Annotated in this window: 17 protein-coding genes; 8 read left to right on the top strand and 9 right to left on the bottom strand. The window is 70.9% G+C overall.

Features of this window, described 5'->3' with window-relative positions:
* Positions 1–38: 38 nt before the first annotated feature.
* A complete protein-coding gene (locus tag DXZ73_RS19270) occupies positions 39–3293 on the bottom strand; it encodes a S41 family peptidase (protein WP_240351413.1) in 3255 nt (1084 codons plus the stop codon).
* 187 nt (positions 3294–3480) lie between these two features.
* Between DXZ73_RS19270 and DXZ73_RS19265 the strand changes: the two genes are divergently transcribed.
* From DXZ73_RS19265 to DXZ73_RS19255, 3 genes are all read left to right on the top strand, one after another.
* Positions 3481–4083 (top strand): TetR/AcrR family transcriptional regulator, encoded by a 603-nt coding sequence (locus DXZ73_RS19265; RefSeq protein ID WP_116212222.1) that lies wholly within the window; start codon positions 3481–3483, stop codon positions 4081–4083.
* A gap of 98 nt (positions 4084–4181) precedes the next feature.
* Positions 4182–6383, top strand: a complete 2202-nt coding sequence (locus DXZ73_RS19260) for an MMPL family transporter (protein ID WP_116212221.1) — start codon at positions 4182–4184, stop codon at positions 6381–6383.
* Positions 6384–6596: 213 nt separating this feature from the next.
* Positions 6597–7793 carry a MarP family serine protease gene (locus tag DXZ73_RS19255; RefSeq protein WP_116212220.1) on the top strand — a complete coding sequence of 399 codons (1197 nt, stop codon included), beginning with the start codon at positions 6597–6599 and terminating at the stop codon, positions 7791–7793.
* Here DXZ73_RS19255 and DXZ73_RS19250 read toward each other — a convergent pair.
* On the bottom strand, positions 7790–8170 hold the full coding sequence (locus DXZ73_RS19250) for a DUF6415 family natural product biosynthesis protein (RefSeq protein ID WP_162890255.1): 381 nt from the start codon (positions 8168–8170) through the stop codon (positions 7790–7792). The genes DXZ73_RS19255 and DXZ73_RS19250 overlap by 4 nt on opposite strands.
* Before the next feature lie 121 nt (positions 8171–8291).
* Between DXZ73_RS19250 and DXZ73_RS19245 the strand changes: the two genes are divergently transcribed.
* The 3 genes from DXZ73_RS19245 to DXZ73_RS19235 all read left to right on the top strand — a co-directional run bounded on the left by DXZ73_RS19245 (position 8292) and on the right by DXZ73_RS19235 (position 11185).
* Positions 8292–9626, top strand: a complete 1335-nt coding sequence (locus DXZ73_RS19245; protein WP_116212218.1) for a hypothetical protein — start codon at positions 8292–8294, stop codon at positions 9624–9626.
* Positions 9627–9646: 20 nt separating this feature from the next.
* Positions 9647–10171 (top strand): DUF6879 family protein, encoded by a 525-nt coding sequence (locus DXZ73_RS19240; protein WP_116212217.1) that lies wholly within the window; start codon positions 9647–9649, stop codon positions 10169–10171.
* A gap of 141 nt (positions 10172–10312) precedes the next feature.
* On the top strand, positions 10313–11185 hold the full coding sequence (locus DXZ73_RS19235) for a hypothetical protein (RefSeq protein WP_116212216.1): 873 nt from the start codon (positions 10313–10315) through the stop codon (positions 11183–11185).
* Positions 11186–11247: 62 nt separating this feature from the next.
* Here the strand turns inward: DXZ73_RS19235 and DXZ73_RS19230 are convergent, their stop codons facing one another.
* From DXZ73_RS19230 to DXZ73_RS19205, 6 genes are all read right to left on the bottom strand, one after another.
* Positions 11248–11784: a DUF6879 family protein gene (locus tag DXZ73_RS19230; RefSeq protein WP_116212215.1), complete on the bottom strand. Its 537-nt coding sequence runs from the start codon at positions 11782–11784 to the stop codon at positions 11248–11250.
* 72 nt (positions 11785–11856) lie between these two features.
* On the bottom strand, positions 11857–12240 hold the full coding sequence (locus DXZ73_RS19225) for a hypothetical protein (protein ID WP_116212214.1): 384 nt from the start codon (positions 12238–12240) through the stop codon (positions 11857–11859).
* Positions 12241–12305: 65 nt separating this feature from the next.
* Positions 12306–12539, bottom strand: coding sequence for a DUF397 domain-containing protein (locus DXZ73_RS19220; RefSeq protein ID WP_116212213.1), 234 nt, complete (start codon positions 12537–12539; stop codon positions 12306–12308).
* 68 nt (positions 12540–12607) lie between these two features.
* The gene (locus DXZ73_RS19215; protein ID WP_162890254.1) at positions 12608–13438 is read right to left on the bottom strand and encodes a helix-turn-helix domain-containing protein; all 831 of its coding nucleotides are present in this window, start codon (positions 13436–13438) and stop codon (positions 12608–12610) included.
* On the bottom strand, positions 13435–13959 hold the full coding sequence (locus DXZ73_RS19210; RefSeq protein WP_116212211.1) for a DUF6879 family protein: 525 nt from the start codon (positions 13957–13959) through the stop codon (positions 13435–13437). The genes DXZ73_RS19215 and DXZ73_RS19210 overlap by 4 nt, the downstream gene beginning before the upstream one ends.
* Positions 13931–14134: a hypothetical protein gene (locus DXZ73_RS19205; protein ID WP_116212210.1), complete on the bottom strand. Its 204-nt coding sequence runs from the start codon at positions 14132–14134 to the stop codon at positions 13931–13933. Before DXZ73_RS19205 ends, DXZ73_RS19210 begins: the two co-directional genes overlap by 29 nt.
* A 215-nt stretch (positions 14135–14349) precedes the next feature.
* Here DXZ73_RS19205 and DXZ73_RS19200 point away from each other — a divergent pair, with 215 nt between their 5' ends.
* Positions 14350–14922: a hypothetical protein gene (locus DXZ73_RS19200; protein WP_116212209.1), complete on the top strand. Its 573-nt coding sequence runs from the start codon at positions 14350–14352 to the stop codon at positions 14920–14922.
* Positions 14923–14928: 6 nt separating this feature from the next.
* On the opposite strand, the gene DXZ73_RS19195 is transcribed toward DXZ73_RS19200, so the two are convergent.
* Entirely contained in the window at positions 14929–16968 is a 2040-nt protein-coding gene (locus tag DXZ73_RS19195; protein WP_116212208.1) for an MDR family MFS transporter, read from the bottom strand.
* Positions 16969–17226: 258 nt separating this feature from the next.
* Here DXZ73_RS19195 and DXZ73_RS19190 point away from each other — a divergent pair, with 258 nt between their 5' ends.
* Positions 17227–18417, top strand: a complete 1191-nt coding sequence (locus DXZ73_RS19190; RefSeq protein WP_240351411.1) for a serine hydrolase domain-containing protein — start codon at positions 17227–17229, stop codon at positions 18415–18417.
* Positions 18418–18463: the final 46 nt, after the last annotated feature.

The following is an 18463-nucleotide window of genomic DNA, read 5'->3' as shown; positions in this document are numbered from 1 at the left end:
TTTGGGGGTCTGGGGGCTTGCCCCCAGGTCCGGTTCGCCTACCTGGGCGGGAGCTGGGGCCGCCGACGGTCCGGCGCGTCCGAGTAGTCCGGCGGCTCGGCGCAGCCGTGCCGTTCCAGCAGGTCGAGCGCGAGCCGTACGGCGTCGTCCATCTGCTTGTGGCGGCCCTCCGCCCAGTCCAGCGGGGTGCGGTCCACCTCGATGTCCGGCTCGACGCCGTGGTTCTCCACGCCCCAGCCGTAGGCGTCGAACCACGCCGCGTTCATCGGCACGGTGATCGACGAGCCGTCCCCGAGCCGGTGCCGGCCGGTCATCCCGACGACCCCGCCCCAGGTGCGCAGGCCCACCACCGGCCCGATGCCCTGGAGTTTGAAGGCGGCGGTGATCATGTCGCCGTCGGAGGAGGTCATCTCGTCGGCGATGGCCACGACCGGGCCGCGGGGCGCGTTGCTCGCGTACGACACCGGCTGCGCGCCGCGCGTCAGGTCCCAGCCGACGATGGTGCGGGTCAGCTTCTCCACGACCAGCTCGCTGATGTTGCCGCCCGCGTTGCCCCGCACGTCGACGATCAGCGCCGGGCGGGACATCTCCATCCGCAGGTCGCGGTTGAACTGCGCCCAGCCGGAGCCGCCCATGTCGGGGATGTGGAGGTAGCCGCACTTGCCGCCGCTCAGCTCCCGTACGACCGCGCGCCGCTTGGCGACCCAGTCCTGGTAGCGCAGCGGCCGCTCGTCGACCAGCGGGACGACGGCGACGCGGCGCGGGTGCCCCTCGGGCCCGGCGGGCCGGAAGGTCAGCTCGACGGTCGTGCCGCCCGCCGCGGCCAGCAGCGGGTACGGGCCCGCCACCGGGTCCACGGGCCGCCCGTCGACGTGGGTGAGCGCCGAGCCCTCCCTGATGCCCGAACCGGCCAGCGGGGAGCGGGCCTTGGAGTCGGAGGAGTCGCCGGGCAGGATGCGCCGCACGGTCCAGGAGCCGTCCTTGTCGTGCACGAGGTTGGCCCCCAGCAGGCCGATGGCGCGCTGGTAGTGCGGCGGGCCCTCGTTGCGGCGGGCGGGGACCACATAGGCGTGCGAGGTGCCCAGCTCGCCGAGCAGCTCGCGCAGCAGGTCGGCGAAGTCGTCGGGGGAGGCGACGCGTTCGACCAGCGGGCGGTACTGCGCGAGGACCGCGTCCCAGTCGATGCCGCACATCCCCGGCTCCCAGAAGTACGCGCGGACGATCCGCCCCGCCTCCTCGTACGCCTGCCGCCACTCGGCCGCCGGGTCCACGTCGTGCAGGATGCGCCGCATGTCGATGTAGACGGTCGAGTCGGAGTCGCCGACGTCACCGGAGGGCACGGCCCGCAGCTCGCCCTCGTCGTTGATCACCAGGCGGGTGCCGTCGCCGCTGACCGCGAACCAGTCCAGGGAGCTGGTGAGTTCGGTGCGCTTGGCCTTGGCCAGGTCGAAGTGTTCGAGCGTGGGGCGGCCGGAGGTGTCGGCGGGGTTGGCGAAGGTCTCGCCGAGGGCGCCGGAGATCGGCCAGCGCAGCCACACCAGGCCGCCGCCGCTGACGGGTTCGAGCGCGGAGTACTTCGAGGCGGCCACCGGGAAGGGCGTCACCCGGCTCTCCAGCCCCTCCACCTCGATGAGCGTCGCCCCTTCCGCGCTGCCGCTGTCGTCGGAGTCGAGCCCTCCGGCCGCGGGCCTGCCCTCCGTCGTCAGCGCGAAGGGCGAGGGCGTCGCCGAGGACAGCGGCACGAGATAGGGGCGGCAGCCCAGCGGGAAGGAGAGGTCGCCGGTGTGCACGTCGTAGACCGGGTCGAAGCCGCGCCACGACAGGAAGGCCAGATAGCGGCCGTCGCGGGTGAAGACGGGCTGCTCGTCCTCGAAGCGGCCGTTGGTGACGTCGACGACCGTCCGGTCCGACAGCCTGGCGATCTTGATCTGGCGCAGCGAGCGGCCGACGCCGGGGTGCGACCAGGTCAGCCACGCCGAGTCGGGGGAGAACGCCAGGTCGCGCACGGGCCCGTTGGCGGAGCGGATGAGCTCTTGGACCTCGCCCTCGCCCTCGGGGGAGGTGTCCACGAGCAGCAGCCGCCCGTCGTGCGCGGCGACGGCCAGCCGCTCGCCGTCCGGGGCGGCGATCAGCTCCTGCACCCGGCCGATCCGGCCCGCCGCCAGCCGCCGCGGCTCGGCGGGCCCGGTGGCGCGCGGCAGCTGCGCGATCTCGATCGCGTCCTCGCCCTCGGCGTCCGTGACATAGGCGACCTGGCCGGTCGAGCCGAGCATCTCCGGCAGCCGGACCCGTACGCCCGGGGTGTCGGCGATGGTCCGGGCCGGTCCGTCGCGGTGCGTCAGCCAGTAGAGGCTGCCGCGCACCTCGACGGCGCTGGCGCGGCCGGTGGAGTCCACGGTGAGCGCCTCGACGTTGGTGGCGGCCTGTACCTGGTACGGGCGGCGTCCGGCGCGCGGCCCGCCCAGGCGCACGTCCAGCCTGCGCGGGACGCCCCGCGGCCCGAGGTCGTCCACCAGCCACAGCTCGCCCGCGCACTGGTAGACCACGCGCGAGCCGTCGGTGGACGCGTGCCGGGCGTAGAAGTCGCCGTGGTCGGTGTGGCGGCGCAGGTCCGAGCCGTCGGGCAGGCAGGAGTAGAGGTTGCCGACGCCCTCGTGGTCGGAGAGGAAGGCGACGCGGTCGGCGACGAACATCGGCGAGTCCAGGTGGCCGCGCAGGTCCGGCACCAGCCGGGTGCCGTGCAGCCACAGCCGCCCCGTGGCGCCGCCGCGGTAGCGCTTCCAGGCGGCGGGCTCGTGCGGCGGCTTGCCCGTCAGCAGCAGCGTCCGGCACTCCGTCCCGCCGATCGCGATGTCCGAGGCGGGACCCCACGGCAGCCGCCCGCCGGGCCCGCCGTCGGTGGGCAGCCGGTAGGCCCAGGAGAAGTAGGAGAAGGGCTGGCCGTGCGAGGAGACGGCGAGGATGTCGCAGTGGCCGTCCTGGTCGGGCGGCGCCCAGCCGCAGACGCGGGCGTCGGTGCTGCCCCAGTAGGTGAGCCGGCGGGCGGGCCCGCCGTCGACGGGGGCCAGGTGGATCTCGGGGTCGAGGCTGCGCCAGGTGGTGAAGGCGATGTGCCGGCCGTCGGGGGAGAAGCGGGGGTGCCCGACCCGGGTCCGGTCGACGGTCAGCCGCCAGGCGCGAGCGGCGTCCTTCGCGCCGTCGGCGTCGAGGGGGGCGATCCAGAGGTCGTCCTCGGCCGTGAAGCAGAGCAGATCGCCGTGCAGATGAGGGAACCGCAGATACGCATCACTCACCTCCTCATCGTTTCGGCCCCGGGGGGCCACGGCAACTCGGTCCGTGATTCGGCCCGCGATTGCGTCCGTGATTCCGTCCGTGATGGAGAACACCATCGAAACGACGCCGTTTCGCAGGGCCGGGACGTACGCTCGTGATGTACGTGTACGAAACCGTTTCGTTCAAGTGAGCCGGAAGGAGTGGCGCATGCCGAAGGACCCACCCGAGCCGACGCTGCCACGCCGCACCCGGCTGACGCCCGAACGGGAAGGCGAGCTCTACGGCGCCGTCCTGGAGATCCTGCGCGAGGTCGGCTACGACGCCCTCACCATGGACGCCGTGGCGGCCCGTACGCACTCCAGCAAGGCCACCCTCTACCGCCAGTGGAAGGGCAAGCCCGAGCTGGTCGCGAGCGCGCTGCGGCACCAGAAGCCGGTCAAGATCTCCAGTATCGACACCGGCACCGTCCGCGGTGACCTCCAGGCCATGCTGTGCGCCGCCGACGACGCGCAGATGGAGAAGGACGCCGCGCTGATGCGGGGTCTGGGCCACGCGATCCACACCAACCCCGACCTCCGCCGCGCGCTGCGTGAACTGCTGATCGAGCCCGAGCTCCAGGGGCTCCACGCGGTGATGCGACGCGGGGTCGAGCGGGGCGAGCTCGCCGCCGACAACCCCGCGCTCGACTACGTCGGGCACATGATGGTCGGCGCTTTCGTCACCCGCCACCTGATCGAGGACCGGACCGCGGACTCCGCGTATCTGGCCCGCTACATCGACGCCGTGATGGTCCCCGCACTCGGCCTCTGATCCGATCACCCCCCAACCTGACGCGCCGCTCTCGTCGTCGGGCCGGTACCTCACGCCCTGTTACGCCAGATCTCGACACGACGGGAGCACAACGCCTCGTGGCCACGTTCCTCTACAGACTCGGCCGGCTCGCCTTCCGGCGCCGCTGGTACGCAGCCCTCATATGGGTGCTGCTGCTGGTGCTCGCCGGCGCGGGCGCCGCCACCGCGTCCAAGTCCACCAACAACGACTTCTCCATCCCGGGCACCGAGGCGCAGGCCGCCTTCGACCTGCTGGAGCAGCGCTTCCCGGGCCAGACCCCGGACGGCGCGAGCGCCCGTGTCGTCTTCAAGGCCCCCGACGGCCAGAAGATCACCGACGTCAAGAACCAGGCCGCCGTCGAGAAGGCCGTCGCCGAGCTCGCCGGGCCCCAGGTGGCCTCTGCGGCCGACCCGTTCAAGGCGAACGCCGTCAGTAAGGACGGCACGACCGCGTACTCCTCGGTCACCTACAAGGCCAAGCCGCAGGACCTCACCGACGCCTCGCGCGACACGCTCAAGGGCGCCGCGCAGCACGCCCGGGACTCCGGGCTGACCGTCGAGACCGGCGGCAGCGCGCTCCAGTCCATGCCCGAGGGCGGCTCGGAGATCATCGGCATCGCGGTGTCCGCGGTCGTCCTGCTGATCACCTTCAGCTCGCTGGTCGCCGCGGGTCTGCCGCTGCTCACCGCGATCATCGGCGTCGGCATCGGCGTCTCCTCGATCGCCGCGCTCGCGCCCGTGCTCGACCTGTCCAGCAACACCTCGACGCTCGCCATGATGATCGGCCTCGCGGTCGGCATCGACTACGCGCTCTTCATCGTCTCCCGCTACCGCGCGGAGGTGGCCGAGGGCCGCGAACGCGAGGAAGCGGCCGGACGGGCCGTCGGCACGGCGGGCTCCGCGGTGGTCTTCGCCGGTCTCACCGTGGTGATCGCGCTGGCCGGCCTCGCGGTCGTCAACATCCCCATGCTGACGAAGATGGGCCTGGCCGCCGCCGGGACCGTCGCCATCGCCGTGCTCATCGCGCTCACCCTCATCCCCGCCCTGCTCGGCTTCGCCCCCCGCAAGGTGCTGGCCCGCAAGGACCGCAAGCGCGACGGCCGTCCCGCGGCCACGGACAAGCCCAACATGGGCACCCGCTGGGCCCGCTTCGTCCTGCGCAAGCCGGTCTGGGTGCTGGCCGCCGGTGTGCTCGGCCTGGGCGCGATCGCCGTGCCCGCCGCCTCCCTCCAGCTCGGCCTGCCCGACGACGGGGCGCAGCCCAAGAGCAGCACGCAGCGCAAGGCGTACGACATGCTGGCCGACGGCTTCGGCGCCGGCTTCAACGGCCCCCTGATGGTGGTCACCGACGCGGCCAGGGCGAGCGACCCCAAGGCCGCCGCCGAGTCCGTGATCACGACCATCAAGGGCCTGCCCGACGTCGCCATGGTCACCCCGGCCAACTTCAACAAGGCCGGTGACACCGCGACGATCACGGTGATCCCCAAGTCCAAGCCGACCGGCACCCAGACCGAGGACCTCGTCCACGCGATCCGCGACAAGGGCGGCAAGATCACCTCGGACACCGGCGCCAAGGTGCTCGTCACCGGCTCCACGGCGATGAACATCGACGTCTCGCAGAAGCTCAACGACGCCCTGCTGCCCTACCTGGCACTCGTCGTCGGCCTGGCCTTCCTGCTGCTGATGGTCGTCTTCCGCTCCGTGCTCGTCCCGCTCAAGGCCGCCCTCGGCTTCCTGCTGTCCGTGGTCGCCGCCCTCGGCGCGGTCGTCGCGGTCTTCCAGTGGGGCTGGCTCGGCTCGCTCTTCGGCGTCGAGGAGACCGGCCCGATCATGAGCATGATGCCGATCTTCATGGTCGGCGTCGTCTTCGGCCTCGCGATGGACTACGAGGTCTTCCTCGTGACCCGGATGCGGGAGGCGTTCGTCCACGGCGAGCGCCCCGGCCAGGCGATCGTGACCGGCTTCAAGCACGGCGCGCGGGTCGTCACCGCCGCCGCCGTCATCATGATCAGCGTCTTCGCGGGCTTCATCGGCTCCTCCGAATCGATGATCAAGATGATCGGCTTCGGCCTGGCCATCGCCGTCTTCTTCGACGCCTTCGTCGTCCGCATGGCCATCGTCCCCGCCGTCCTCGCCCTGCTCGGCAAGGCCGCCTGGTGGCTGCCCGGCTGGCTCGGCAAGATCCTCCCGAACGTCGACGTCGAGGGCGAGCAGCTGCAGAAGCAGCTGGTGGCCCCGTCGGTCGACCCCGACGAGGAGCGCGAGCCGGTCCGCGTCTGACGGCCGCCCCGCACGACCCGGCCCGGTGGTGGGCCCCCGCACCAGGGGGCCCACCACCGGGCCTCTTCGCGCCCCCGAGCGCTCCCGCCCGCCTGCCCGCCCGGCTGTGGTGTGCGCCATGCCGGGGAACCGTTGGTCCCCGTACGGGCGTTTTCTCTAGTCCACACACCTGTGGGCGCGATCGGGGGCGCGTGTGATGGAAAGGGCTCCGCGTTGAACCTGCTCGATGTGCTTCTCATGCTGATCGTCCTCGCCTACGCCGTATCCGGCTTCCGGCGGGGCCTGATCGCCGGCCTCGTGCTGTTCGCCGGCTTCCTCGGCGGCGCGGTGCTCGGCGTCTGGGCGCTGCCCTACGCCCTGGAACCCTTCGACGCCGGCACCGGGACGGCGGCCGTCGTCGCCGTCCTGGTCGTCCTGATCCCCGCCGCGATCGGGCACGCGCTGGCCGGGCACCTCGCCTGGCGCCTGCGCCGCCATCTGACCTGGGCACCCGTGCGCGGCATCGACGGCATAGGCGGCGCCGCCGTCAACTCCCTGGCCGTCCTCCTCGTCGGCTGGGTCGCCGCCAGCGTCCTCGTCTCGGCGAACTCCACGCTGCTCACCCGCGAGATCAAGGACTCCACCCTGCTCGGCGCGGTCCAGAAGGCCATGCCCGAACAGGCCCCCACCTGGTTCAGCCGCACCACCGACGCCCTGGCCGGCGCGGGCTTCCCCCAGGTCTTCAACCCCTTCGAGAACGAACCCGCCACCGGCGTCGCCAAGCCCTCCGGCGACGCGGTCACCGGCGCCGCCACCCGCGCCGCCCGCGAGAGCGTCGTCAAGGTCGAAGGCGTCGCCGACGTCCGCGACGGCCGCCGCGGCCAGGAGGGCAGCGGCTTCGTCTACGCCGCGCACCACGTGATGACCAACGCCCACGTCGTCGCCGGGGTGACCAGTCCGACCGTGCGCGTCGGCGGCGTCGGCCGCACGTACCAGGCCAAGGTCGTCCTCTTCGACCCCCGCACCGACGTCGCGGTCCTCGACGTACCCGGCCTCGACGCCCCCGTCCTCCCCTTCGACAAGACCGCCAAGCGCGGCGACGCGGCCGTCGTCGCCGGCTTCCCCGAGAACGGCGGCCTCGACCTGCGCGCCGCGACCGTGGCCAACGAGGTCCGCGCCAAGGGCCAGGACATCTACGGCGACGGCGTCACCACCCGCACCGTCTACTCCCTGCGCTCCACCGTCCGCCCCGGCAACTCCGGCGGCCCCCTCCTCACCCCCTCCGGCAAGGTCTACGGCGTCGTCTTCGCCCGCTCCACCTCCGACCCGGAGACGGGCTACGCCCTCACCGCGGACCAGGTCGCGACGGCGGCGTCCCAGGCGTCGACGGCGACGACGCCGGTGAGCACGGGGAGCCGGGCGGCGCTTTAGTCTTCGGAGCCGTTCATCCGCCCCAGCGGCAAGTGGCAGCGCAGGCGGTGGCAGACGCGGCCGAGCTCCTGCATGTGGCCGAAGGCCGACCGCAACCCGACACCCGGCCCCGCGCCGAGCGCGCGTCGCGCGTCGTCCAGCGCTGATGTGGCCTCGCACCGTTCGGTGGTACCTCGCTCCATGCCGCCGACACGGTCCTCGATCTCCGGCACGAGGCACATCGCGTAGCCCCGCAGCCGTACGGTCAGCTCCTCCACGTCCTCGGCGCGCGGCAGGACGGCGGACGGCGCCAGCGCGCGGCCGACGGCCCGGGTCAGGTCGTGCCGCATCCCGGCAGTGAGGCGAACGGGTTCCGGAGTCGTCCGGGTGGGGCCCATGCTGCTGTCTCCCTCGCGAAGATCGGATCGCACGTCGAGGTAACTACGGCAAGGGGTCCAGCCGGTACCGTGAGAGGGAGGCGTGAACGTGAAAGCCATGAAAGTCGGCGGGAGTTGAAGCATGGCGACAAGCCCACGCACCCCGAACGCCGGACTGGCGAGCCTGCTGGGCCAGGCGAAATGGTCGCGGACCCAGTTCGCGATGGCGGTGAACCGCATCGGATCCGAGGCCGGACTGACGCTGCGCTACGACCAGTCGGCCGTCTCGCACTGGCTTTCCGGCACGATGCCGCGAGCAGAGGTCCGGCCCGTCGTGCTCGAAGCCCTGGCCCGTCGCCTGAAGCGGCCGGTCACCCGTGCCGAGGCCGGGTTCGCAGGTCCCGGGACGGATCGCGGCGGGAGCGACCTCGAAGACCTCATCGACGTCGGACGGGCCGACATGGACCCCTCTCGGAGGGGCGTTCTCACCGCGGGGGTGTACTCGGCGGCTCTGGCAGTTCCCCTCTTCCCCGACCTCGCGGGACGTACGGACCACACGGCCACCGGCCGCACCGTACGCATCGGCGAGGGCGAAGTCGCCACCGTCCGCACCATGACGGAGAAGATCGCCGACATCCTCGACGAGCTCGGCGGCGGGCACGCACGCCCGATGGCGGCGGCCTTTCTGGTCAATACCGTCGCCTCGTACCTCAGCGCGTCCGCCCCGGAGAAGGTCCGCAAGGACATGCTGTCCGCTGCCTCCGACCTGGTGTACCTGACGGGCTGGATGGCGATGTACGAGCGCGAACACGGCCTCGGGCAGCGCTACTACGTCAAGGCCCTGAAGCTCGCGGGGGCGGCGGAGGACCACATCACGTACTGCCGCACCCTGCGCGGAATGAGCCTCCAGGCATCGAACCTCGGCCATGGCGCCAAGGCATTGCAGCTCGCCGACGCCGCCGCGCAGGCATCACCGAAAGCCGGGCCCCGGTTGCGGGCCTTCCTGGCCGGGCAGCAGGCGCACGCCGCGTCGATGACCGGCGACCGGCACACCGCGTTCGCCCGGCTGCACGAGACGGAGACGGCCCTGTCGAAGGCGGACTCCCGGCGTGAGGCGATCGGCGGCTACGACGCCAGCGCGTACCAGTTCCACGTCTCCCACGTGCTCTACGAATGCAAGGATCTCGCAGGGTCTGTGCTGGCCCTGCGCGAATCCCTCAAGGTCCAGCCCCGGCAGGAGCGCCAGGGCCGCGTCCACTCCAACGCCCTGCTCGCACAGCGCCAGTTCGAGCTGGGACATCTGGAGGCCGCCTGCGCCACCTGGCACGCTTTCCTCGACGACTACGCCCAACTGTCGACGGCGCGGGGTGACGAGCACTTCGCGACGATGCGGCGGCGTATTCGGTCGTACGGAAAGAACGTCGCGGTACGGGAGTTGACCGAACGGGCCGGAGAGGTCGCGCGCGCCAAGGCGTGATCCGGAGAGGGTGTCTTGTGATGTTGCGGAACGTGCCCGGCTTTGACGAGCTACTGCACGGGTGCGAACGGTCGGCGGTCCACCTGGAGATGCGGGATTCGTACGCGGTGGACTACGAGGAATCCGGGTTCGCCGCCTGGAAGGCGGGACACCGCCTGGATCCCGCCGACCGCGCGTCGTGGTGGCGCCCCTGGCTGGATCTCGTGTCCGAGACCGTCGACCGCGGGGTGGTGATCCGCCGCGCCCGCGTCGTCTCCGAACCGGTCAGCGAATACATCAGGTTCGAGCACAGCGGCTCGTTCACCAACATCGCGGCAGGCGAGAGCGTCCGCTGGTTGCCCAGACGGCGCGCTTCGGACCTCTGCCTTCCCGGCAACGACTTTTGGGTCTTCGACGACCACCTGGTGAGGTTCAATCACTTCACCGGCGACGGATCGTCGATGGGCGGAGAAATGCGCGATGAACCAGCGGTCGTGAAGCTCTGCTCATCGGCGTTCGAGGCTGTCTGGAACCGGGCGGTCCCGCATGAAGAGTTCCGCCTGTAAACACCTGCGGGGGACGTTTCGGGAGAACTCCTCCCACGCGCACATCCTTGCGGTACGTTCCGTGAACAAGCGACCCCCGGCGGTGTTGGAGCACCGGTCGGGGGTCTACACCCACGAGGACCTGCTATCGGAGTCCCCAGAATGTTGAAGCATGCTATCGCCCCTGCGGGCTTCTTCACGCAGGTGTCGAACGAGATCATCCGTCATCCGCGCCTGTCGGCCGAAGCCGTGCGCCTGTTGACGTGGCAGCTCTCGCTGCCGGATGGCGTGGATCAGTCGCTTTCGCAGACCGCGGAGCGCGCCGGAATCAAGAAGACGGCTTTCATGCGGGCGAAGCGGGAGCTGATCGCCGAGGGGTACGTCCACGAGTGGCGCTGTCAGGGACGGGACGGCCGGTGGTCGAGGCCCCAGTTGGTCTCGAACGTGCCGTTGACGGCGGAGGAGGCCGCGGCGGTGCACGGCGGGCGGCCGACGGGCGAGGAACCGGCTGTCGGTGAACCGGCGGTTCGGTCCGTCGGCCGTTCCCAAGAAAAGACCGAGGAGAAGACTTCCCACCCTCCCCACCCGCTGGCCGAGCGAGGCGCGCAGGCGCTCGCCGCCGTGGCGTACGCCGAAAGGCGACTGAGGCTGACCGCCCGGGACGTGGCCCGGCTCGCCCCGCTGGCAGGCGAGTGGCTGCTGCGCGGCGCGACGGTGAAGCAACTCCGCGCCGAGCTGACCGACGGCCTCCCGGACCACATCCGTTCCCCAGCCGGGCTCCTCCGCGACCGCCTGACCCGCAAGATGCCGAACCCGGCACCCGAACCCGCACCCCGCCCGCAGCCCCTGCGCGCCTGCTCCGGCGGCTGCGGCCGCATGATCCGTCCGGTCGCGGACGAGACCGCGTGCCGGGACTGCCGCGTGGAATCCGCCGAATCCGCCGACGACACGTCCGGCGCGGTGGCGGCCACACAACGTGGAATGGCGGCGATCCGTGAGGCGTTGCTCGCCCGCCTGCCCGATCCGGCTACGTAGTCGGCGGATCGGACAGGCCCCGTAGAACCTCCGCGAGGTCCTTTCATTCGCCTGCCTGGTGGTCAGGTTCGATAGTCACTGAAGGGAGCGGAGTGCCCCAGGGCGAGGTCTCGCCACGCGAGGTATTTTCCGAGGTCCGGCGACTGGATCAGCTCCCGATTGATCTGGGTGCCGTCCGGCCGGTAGTTGAGATGGACCACCGTCGTCTCGTCGAACAGCCAGAAGTCCTGGTCGGGCAGGCCGGGGTTGGCCTGGTCCGTCAGATCCACGATCCGATAGTCCTCGCCGGCTTCGACATTCCCGGGGATGGCCCACGCGAACAGATACCGGTTGTAGTCCGTGAGCGGCCTGCGGACCACCTTGGCGCGCTTCATCTTCCGGCCCGCTGCCGCGTGCCCTTGGATGGTCCGGTGCCAGGCGGTGTTGAAGCCCTCCGGCTTGGGTTCACCGGCAAGGAAGTCGCGAACCGACTCGGCCTCTGCGGGCATGGTGTAGACCTGATGGACCTCCAACCGGAACGCGGAGCGCTTGAAGTTGCGGAAGTACGCCTTCCATTCGTCACCGTCCACGAGGACGGGCTCACAACCATCCACGGACACAGGCAGTCTCCTTCAGAAAGGGCTGGTATCGATCTCGCGTCCGGCACGGCCCGGATGCGGAAGCCGGGCTCCTCACCTTGAGGTGATGGGGCATCCCAGGTCGGGGCACGCAGAGTTGGGCGTGCAGGTCACCACGGCGATCGACAGGAAGGACGGTCGGGCCAGGTAGTGGCCGTACGACACGTCGCCGCCTCCGGCGAGGCGCTCCGCGACGGCGGTCTCCGTGTCGGGGAAGCGGCCGCCCAGGGCGGCGGTCAGCCGTTCTCCCAGCCAGGTGCTCGCCTCGTGGGGGTCCGCCCAGGTTCCCCGGACGATCCGGGCCGGCTTGAGGAGCCAGTGGGCGGTCTGCATCGGGGGTGTCTCGGACAGGGCGAACGCGGGGCTTTCCGGGCGCCGGGCGCCTTCCTTGTCGAAGACCGCTTTGTCACCGGCCCAGAGGTAGCCATGGAAGTGCAACTGCTCTCCTGCGTAAGCGGACTTGAGGCGGCCACCGGTCGTGGCGGTGGCCGCCGTTCGGAGAATCAGGCGGAGAGGCCGAAGCGGGCGGGATCGATACCGGCGGCGTCCAGTTCGGCGGCGGTGAACCTCAGCGGTTCGGCGCCGGGTCGCTTGCTGTCGCCGAGGGCGTAGGCGTCCGTGCCGATACGGGCGAGGGTTACGCAGGATTCGCCGTCCGGGTGCGTGTTGCCGCCGCATGCTTTGCTGAATTGGGCGCCTTCGAGGGGCAGGCCGTACAGGTCGGTTTCGTTCCGCATGGAGCGCCTCCTGGTCGATGGGATCCGGTCGATCCGTGGGCCAGGATTTCTCGCAACGGGACTGATTCCTAGAGGGTTTCCTGTTCCCGCAAGAACTCGTCCCGGATGCCGGCCACCAGGGCTCGCATCTCGATGCCGGAAACAGCCTCTCGCTCGAACCCGTCGAACTTGCTCACGTATAGCGCGATGTCCCGGGGATCCGTGGCAACTACCTCGGCATGCACTGTCTCCACCGTCACCAACCGATCGTCCTTGATGGAGAAGGAGTGACTTGGGAAGTCATGTTGTGGTGCTGCCAGTGTCACCACGCGAATATCCACATTGGGCAGTCGAGAAGCGGAGATGACCCGGTCCAACTGTCCGGCCATCACCAGCGGTGGCACGATCTGCCACCGAAGAACCGGCTCGGTGATGACGAACCGGAAGGTCTTGGCAGTGTTGTAGAGGACGCTCTGACGGGCCAGTCGGGCGCCGATGCCGCGAGCCAACTGCTCCTCTCCCATCCCCTTCCGGCCCAGTACGGCCTGTACGTATTCGGGTGTCTGGAGCAATCCTGGGATGAGTGATGGCTGGAACAGGCGCAGTACAGTCGTTTGTGACTCCAGTGCCTGCACCTGTTGCTGCTTGCGGTGGAAACCCAGCCTGCGATAGAGGCGCCATGCGGTGATCTCAGTGGCCGCTGCCCGAGCTGCGGCCATGTATTCGGCCTTCACTTCGGCTGATACGCCCAGAGCGGTGAGGATCTGCTCGGTGTCCACGACGCTGGGGGCCGCGCTGCCATTCTCGATCTTCGACAGCTTGGACCTGGACATGGCGGCGCTGCGGGCCACGGTCTTGGCCTCCATTCCGGAGGCTTCCCGTAGTGCCCGCAGCGCAGCACCGAGTTCAGAGCGATTCACTTGCCGTGCTTTGCCCACCATTCCGTAAAGGGCTCGGCGTGTGCCATGGCGTTGTCGCGATACGACGTGAATTCGGGGAGCCGTTCATCTCCATGAAGATCGGCCCCGAGGAACTTTCCGTCGGCGTAACTCATAGACGCCACCGTCCGGTTGTCGAACATCCAGAAGTCCGGTGCGTCGGGGATCGGATTCTCCTGTTCGGTGGTGTCGAGAATGAAGAATTCCTCACCGGCCTGAAGGTTGCGGCAGTACCCCCAGGCGAGTTCGAATCGGAGGTAGTCCGTGAGCGGCCGGGCCAGGATGTGCACCCGGTACATCCGCTTGCCGGCATCTGTGGCGTTCCGAACCGTTGTGACCCAGTCCGCCGACCTGAACGACTCGGGCGGCTCCGCACCGGCCAGGAACGCCTGATAAGCCTCGACGCCACCCGACTTGCTGTAGTCGTCCAAGGTTTCCAGGCGGAACGCCTCCTCCTCGAAGGCTGAGAACCACTCAGTAAGTGTCCTGGATGAGGTTGTCACGGATCACCTTTCGGATCAGTTCGACTGGGATTTCCGCGATGGTCTCGTCGGGCGGGATCTGTAATCCGTGGTCGGCCATCAGGGTGCCTTGCACTGCGACCGTCCCCCGGTCTGTGAGGTAGAGCGTCGGACAGTCGCCATCGTCGCAACCGCCAGCCAGACGTGTCAGTTTCACTGATACCCCTCTGCCAGGCCGTGAGCCTTGTCGAGCCAGATGCGGCCACTGGTAGTGACGCGTCCGATGCTCTCGGTCCCCGTGGGGTGGCGGCAAGGGTTTCGAGTTTCCGTTACTGGAAACCGTGCCGCTGTCGGCCGGAGGCGCGAGGTGCCCCCTCCCCGGGCAGCCCCCTCTTGACCTCAAGCCCACTTGAGGAATCAAAGTCCTCAAGCATGACGATCAAGCACCCCACCCCCCGCCTCCACGAGATCATCCGGCCCCGCACCGGGACCTTCCTGCTCAGTCGTTGGGGCACCGGCACCCCCGACCGCACGCGTGCCGCCGCCGAGGCCATCGCCGAGGAGTGGACGACCGGGGCGAAGCCCGAAGGGCATCTCGCTCAGCACATGTATCTCGATGTCGACGGCACCGGAATCCTGCATTACGCGCAGTGGAGGAGCGACGAGGAGCATCTGGAGTTCGCGCGGGCGCTGCGGCCCGCGGTGATCAGCCGGGTCGACCGGCTCGTGCCCGGGATCGAGCGGCCGGGGCTTCGGCGCACGCGGCTGCACCGGAGCGTCGTGACGGACGCGACGAGCGCGGCGGGGATCCTCGCCGTCACCACGCTCGCCACCCCGGACCCGGAGCCGCGGCCCGGCGCGCTGGCCGCGCACGTGCACGCCGGCACGGACGGCGGCCCGGCCGTGGAGCTCGCGGAGTGGGCGGACCTGGCGGCGTACGAGGCGGCGGCGGGGGAGCGGCCGGGCGCGGACGTCCGGCTGTACACCTACTACCGGGCTGTCTGAGAGGGCTCAGACGGCGATCCGCTCCTGTTCCTCCTCGCCCTCCTCCAGCAGCCGGGCCGCCATCGAGTCGAGGGCCCGGTCGAGGAGGGCGCGGTCCTCGGGGTCGGTGATGTCCCAGTCCTCCAGGCGGGTCGACAGCCAGGACCGCCACGCCGCGCCGAGTCGTTCGATCTCGGCCTCGCCGGCGGGGGTCAGGGACAGCCGGTCGCCGTCGACGCGGGCGAGGCCGGCCTCCGCCGTACGGGTGAAGGCCGGTTCGAGGACCTCGGGCGGCATGCGGTGCGCGACGGCCACCGAGCGGAGCGTCGCCTCGCCGCGCACGCGCAGCCGCCAGTGGATCTGGCCCAGCGTCCACGCCTCGGCGGGGCCCAGCGAGCTGCCCGACTCGGCGAGGACGCGGCGGCTCACGGGCGGGCCCTCCTCCTTGCGCATGACGCTCGCCACGGCCCGTTCCAACTGCCGCTCCGCCTCGGCGGAGTCCGGCGCCGCGAAGCCCTCGCCCATGTCGGAGGCCCCGGCCCGGGCGCTGTCGCGCAGCGGCACCTCCTTGAGGAACCACGCGACGACGAAACCGGCGAGGGCGACGGGCACGACCCAGAAGAAGACGTAGTTCACGGTGTCCGCGTAGGCGGCGATGACCGGTGCCGCCTGGGCGTGGGTCAGCTGCTTGAGGCCCTGCGGGCTCTGCACGGCGGCGGGTGGCACGCCCGGTGAACGGGTCAGCGCGTCAAGGAGGTTGGGCCGCAGCCGGTTGCTGTAGAGGGTGCCGAAGATGGCCGTGCCGAAGGAGCTGCCGAGCGTGCGGAAGAAGGTCACGCCGGAGGTCGCCGTGCCCAGCTCGTGGTACGCCACCGTGTTCTGCACGGCGATCGTCAGCACCTGCATGGCCAGCCCGATGCCGACGCCGAGTACGAACATGTAGAGGGACTCCAGCCAGGGCCCCGTCGACGCGTTCATCGTCGACATCAGATAGAGGCCGAGCGCCATCACGGCCGTACCGGCGATGGGGAAGGCGCGGTAGCGGCCCGTGCGGCTGACGACGATGCCGGAGAGCATGGACGCGCCGAGCAGCCCGGCCACCATGGGCAGCGCGCGGACGCCGGACATGGTGGCCGAGACCCCGTCGACGTACTGGAGGTAGGTGGGCAGGTACGTCATCGCGCCGAGCATCGCGAAGCCGACGATGAAGCTGAGCACGGAGCAGACGACGAAGACGGGGTTGCGGAAGAGGTGCATGGGCAGCATGGGCTCCTTGGCCCGCAGCTCCACCAGTACGAACAGCCCCAGCAGCACCACCGACCCCGCGAACAGGCCGACGATGACGGCCGAGCCCCACGCGTACTCGTTGCCGCCCCACTCCAGGCCCAGCACCAGTCCGGACGCGCCGAGCGCGACCAGCACGATGCCGAGGTAGTCGATGACCGGCCGGACCGCCGAGCGGACGACCGGGATCGTACGGGCCGCCATCGCGACCATGACGATCGCGACGGGGACGTTGACGTAGAAGCACCAGCGCCAGGTCGCGTGGTCGGTGAAGATCCCGCCGAGCGTCGGTCCGACGACCGTGGTCACGCCGAAGACGGCGCCGAGCGCGCCCTGGTACTTGCCGCGCTCGCGCAGCGGGATGACGTCGGCGATCAGCGCCATGGCGGTCACCATCAGACCGCCGCCGCCGATGCCCTGGAGGGCGCGGGCGGCGATCAGCATGAGCATCGAGTTCGCGGCGCCCGCGAAGACGGAGCCGCCGACGAAGACCACCGCGCTGAGCTGGAAGACGACCTTCCGGCCGAAGAGGTCGCCGAACTTGCCGACCAGGACGGTGGAGACCGTCTCCGCCAGCAGATAGGCGGTCACCACCCACGCCATGTGCCCGCCGCCGCCCAGGTCCGCGACGATCGTGGGCAGCGCGGTGGAGACGATGGTCTGGTCGAGGGCCGCGAGCAGCATGCCGAGCACGATGGTGACGAACACGAGATTGATGCGGCGCCTGCTGAGCACGGGCGGTGCGGCGGGTTCGGCCGGGGGCGCGGCGGCGGCCGTGGACATGGTGACTCCCTCCTCCTGCCTCCCGGGGCTCCGAGGCCGGGCGAGCTCCCCCGAAGCTCAGCATTCGGGCACGCGCCCGCTCCCGCCACCGCTGGCGGCGCACGGGTGAGCGAGGGCGCGTGGGAACGGGACGCCCCGCCCGGTGCCCGTTCCCGACCGGTAGATCACGGTTGCGGTGCCCCGGTCTACGCGCATTGACCGCCGCGTTGCACCATGGTGGAGGGTTTTGTAGCGATCGCACAGTGGAGCAGGAGAACAGTGGTGGACGTCCAGGGCACGGTGGCGGACGGTTTCGAACCGGTCCGGGACGCCTTCGCGGAGAACTTCGCCCGGCGCGGGGAGCGCGGTGCGGCCGTCGCCGTCTACCGGGACGGCCGCAGGATCGTCGACCTGTGGGGCGGCACCAAGGACGCCGACGGCTCGTCCGAGGAGCCGTGGACGCCGGGCACCGCCCAGGTCGTACGGTCCGCCACCAAGGGCGTCGCCGCCGCCGTGCCGCTGCTGCTGCACCAGCGCGGGCTCGTCGACCTGGACGCGCCCGTCGGCACGTACTGGCCCGAGTTCAAGGCCGCGGGCAAGGAGCGCGTCCTCGTGCGCCACCTGCTCTCGCACCGCGCCGGGCTGCCCGTGCTCGACCGGCCGCTGAGCCCGGCCGAGGCCATCGACGGCATCAGCGGGCCCGCCGCCGTCGCCGCGCAGGCGCCCGCCTGGGAGCCCGGCACCGCCCACGGCTACCACGCCCAGACCTACAGCTGGCTCCTCGGCGAGCTGGTCCGCCGCGTCACCGGCCGGACGGTGGGCGCCTGGGTCGCCGACGAGATAGCCGGGCCGCTCGGCGCGGACCTCTGGATCGGCCTGCCCGCCTCCGAGCGCGAGCGCGCCGGGCGCATCGCGGACGTCGAGCCGCCCGCCGAGCCCGCCGCGGCCGGCCTGCGGCTGCGGCCCAAGAAGGCCGTGTCGGACGCCTACCGCGACCCGCGGTCCCTCACCCGCCGCGCCTTCGCGGCCATCGAGCCCCTGGCCGACGAGAACGACCCCGCCTACCGCGCCGCCGAACTCCCCGCCTCCGCGGGCATCGCCACCGCCGACGGGCTGGCCCGCTTCTACGCCTCGCTGCTCGGCGGCCTCGACGGCGCGCGGCGGCTGTTCGCCCCGGCGACGCTCACCCTGGCCCGCACGGAGGAGTCGGCAGGACCGGACCGCGTCCTGGTCGTGGGCACCCGCTTCGGCCTGGGCTACATGCTCCACGGCCCCGCGTCGCCCCTGCTCGCCCCCGGCTCCTTCGGCCACCCCGGCCGCGGCGGCTCCCTCGGCTTCGCGGACCCCGAGTCGGGCATCTCCTTCGGCTACGTCACCAACGGCATGCAGAAGAATGTGACCGCCGATGCGCGGGCTCAGGCGCTTGTGCGGGCGCTTGCGCTTGCGCTGGCGCTGAGCTCCGGAGTCTGACTGCGGGCCGTCTGCCGCCTGCGGCGGGGGCGGCCTGCGGGCGCGT

Source organism: Streptoverticillium olivoreticuli subsp. olivoreticuli, assembly GCF_003391135.1.
Classification (GTDB): Bacteria; Actinomycetota; Actinomycetes; order Streptomycetales; family Streptomycetaceae; genus Streptomyces; species Streptomyces blastmyceticus.
The sequence above is the reverse complement of the archived record's forward strand: the minus strand, read 5'-3'. Positions and strand labels throughout refer to the sequence as shown.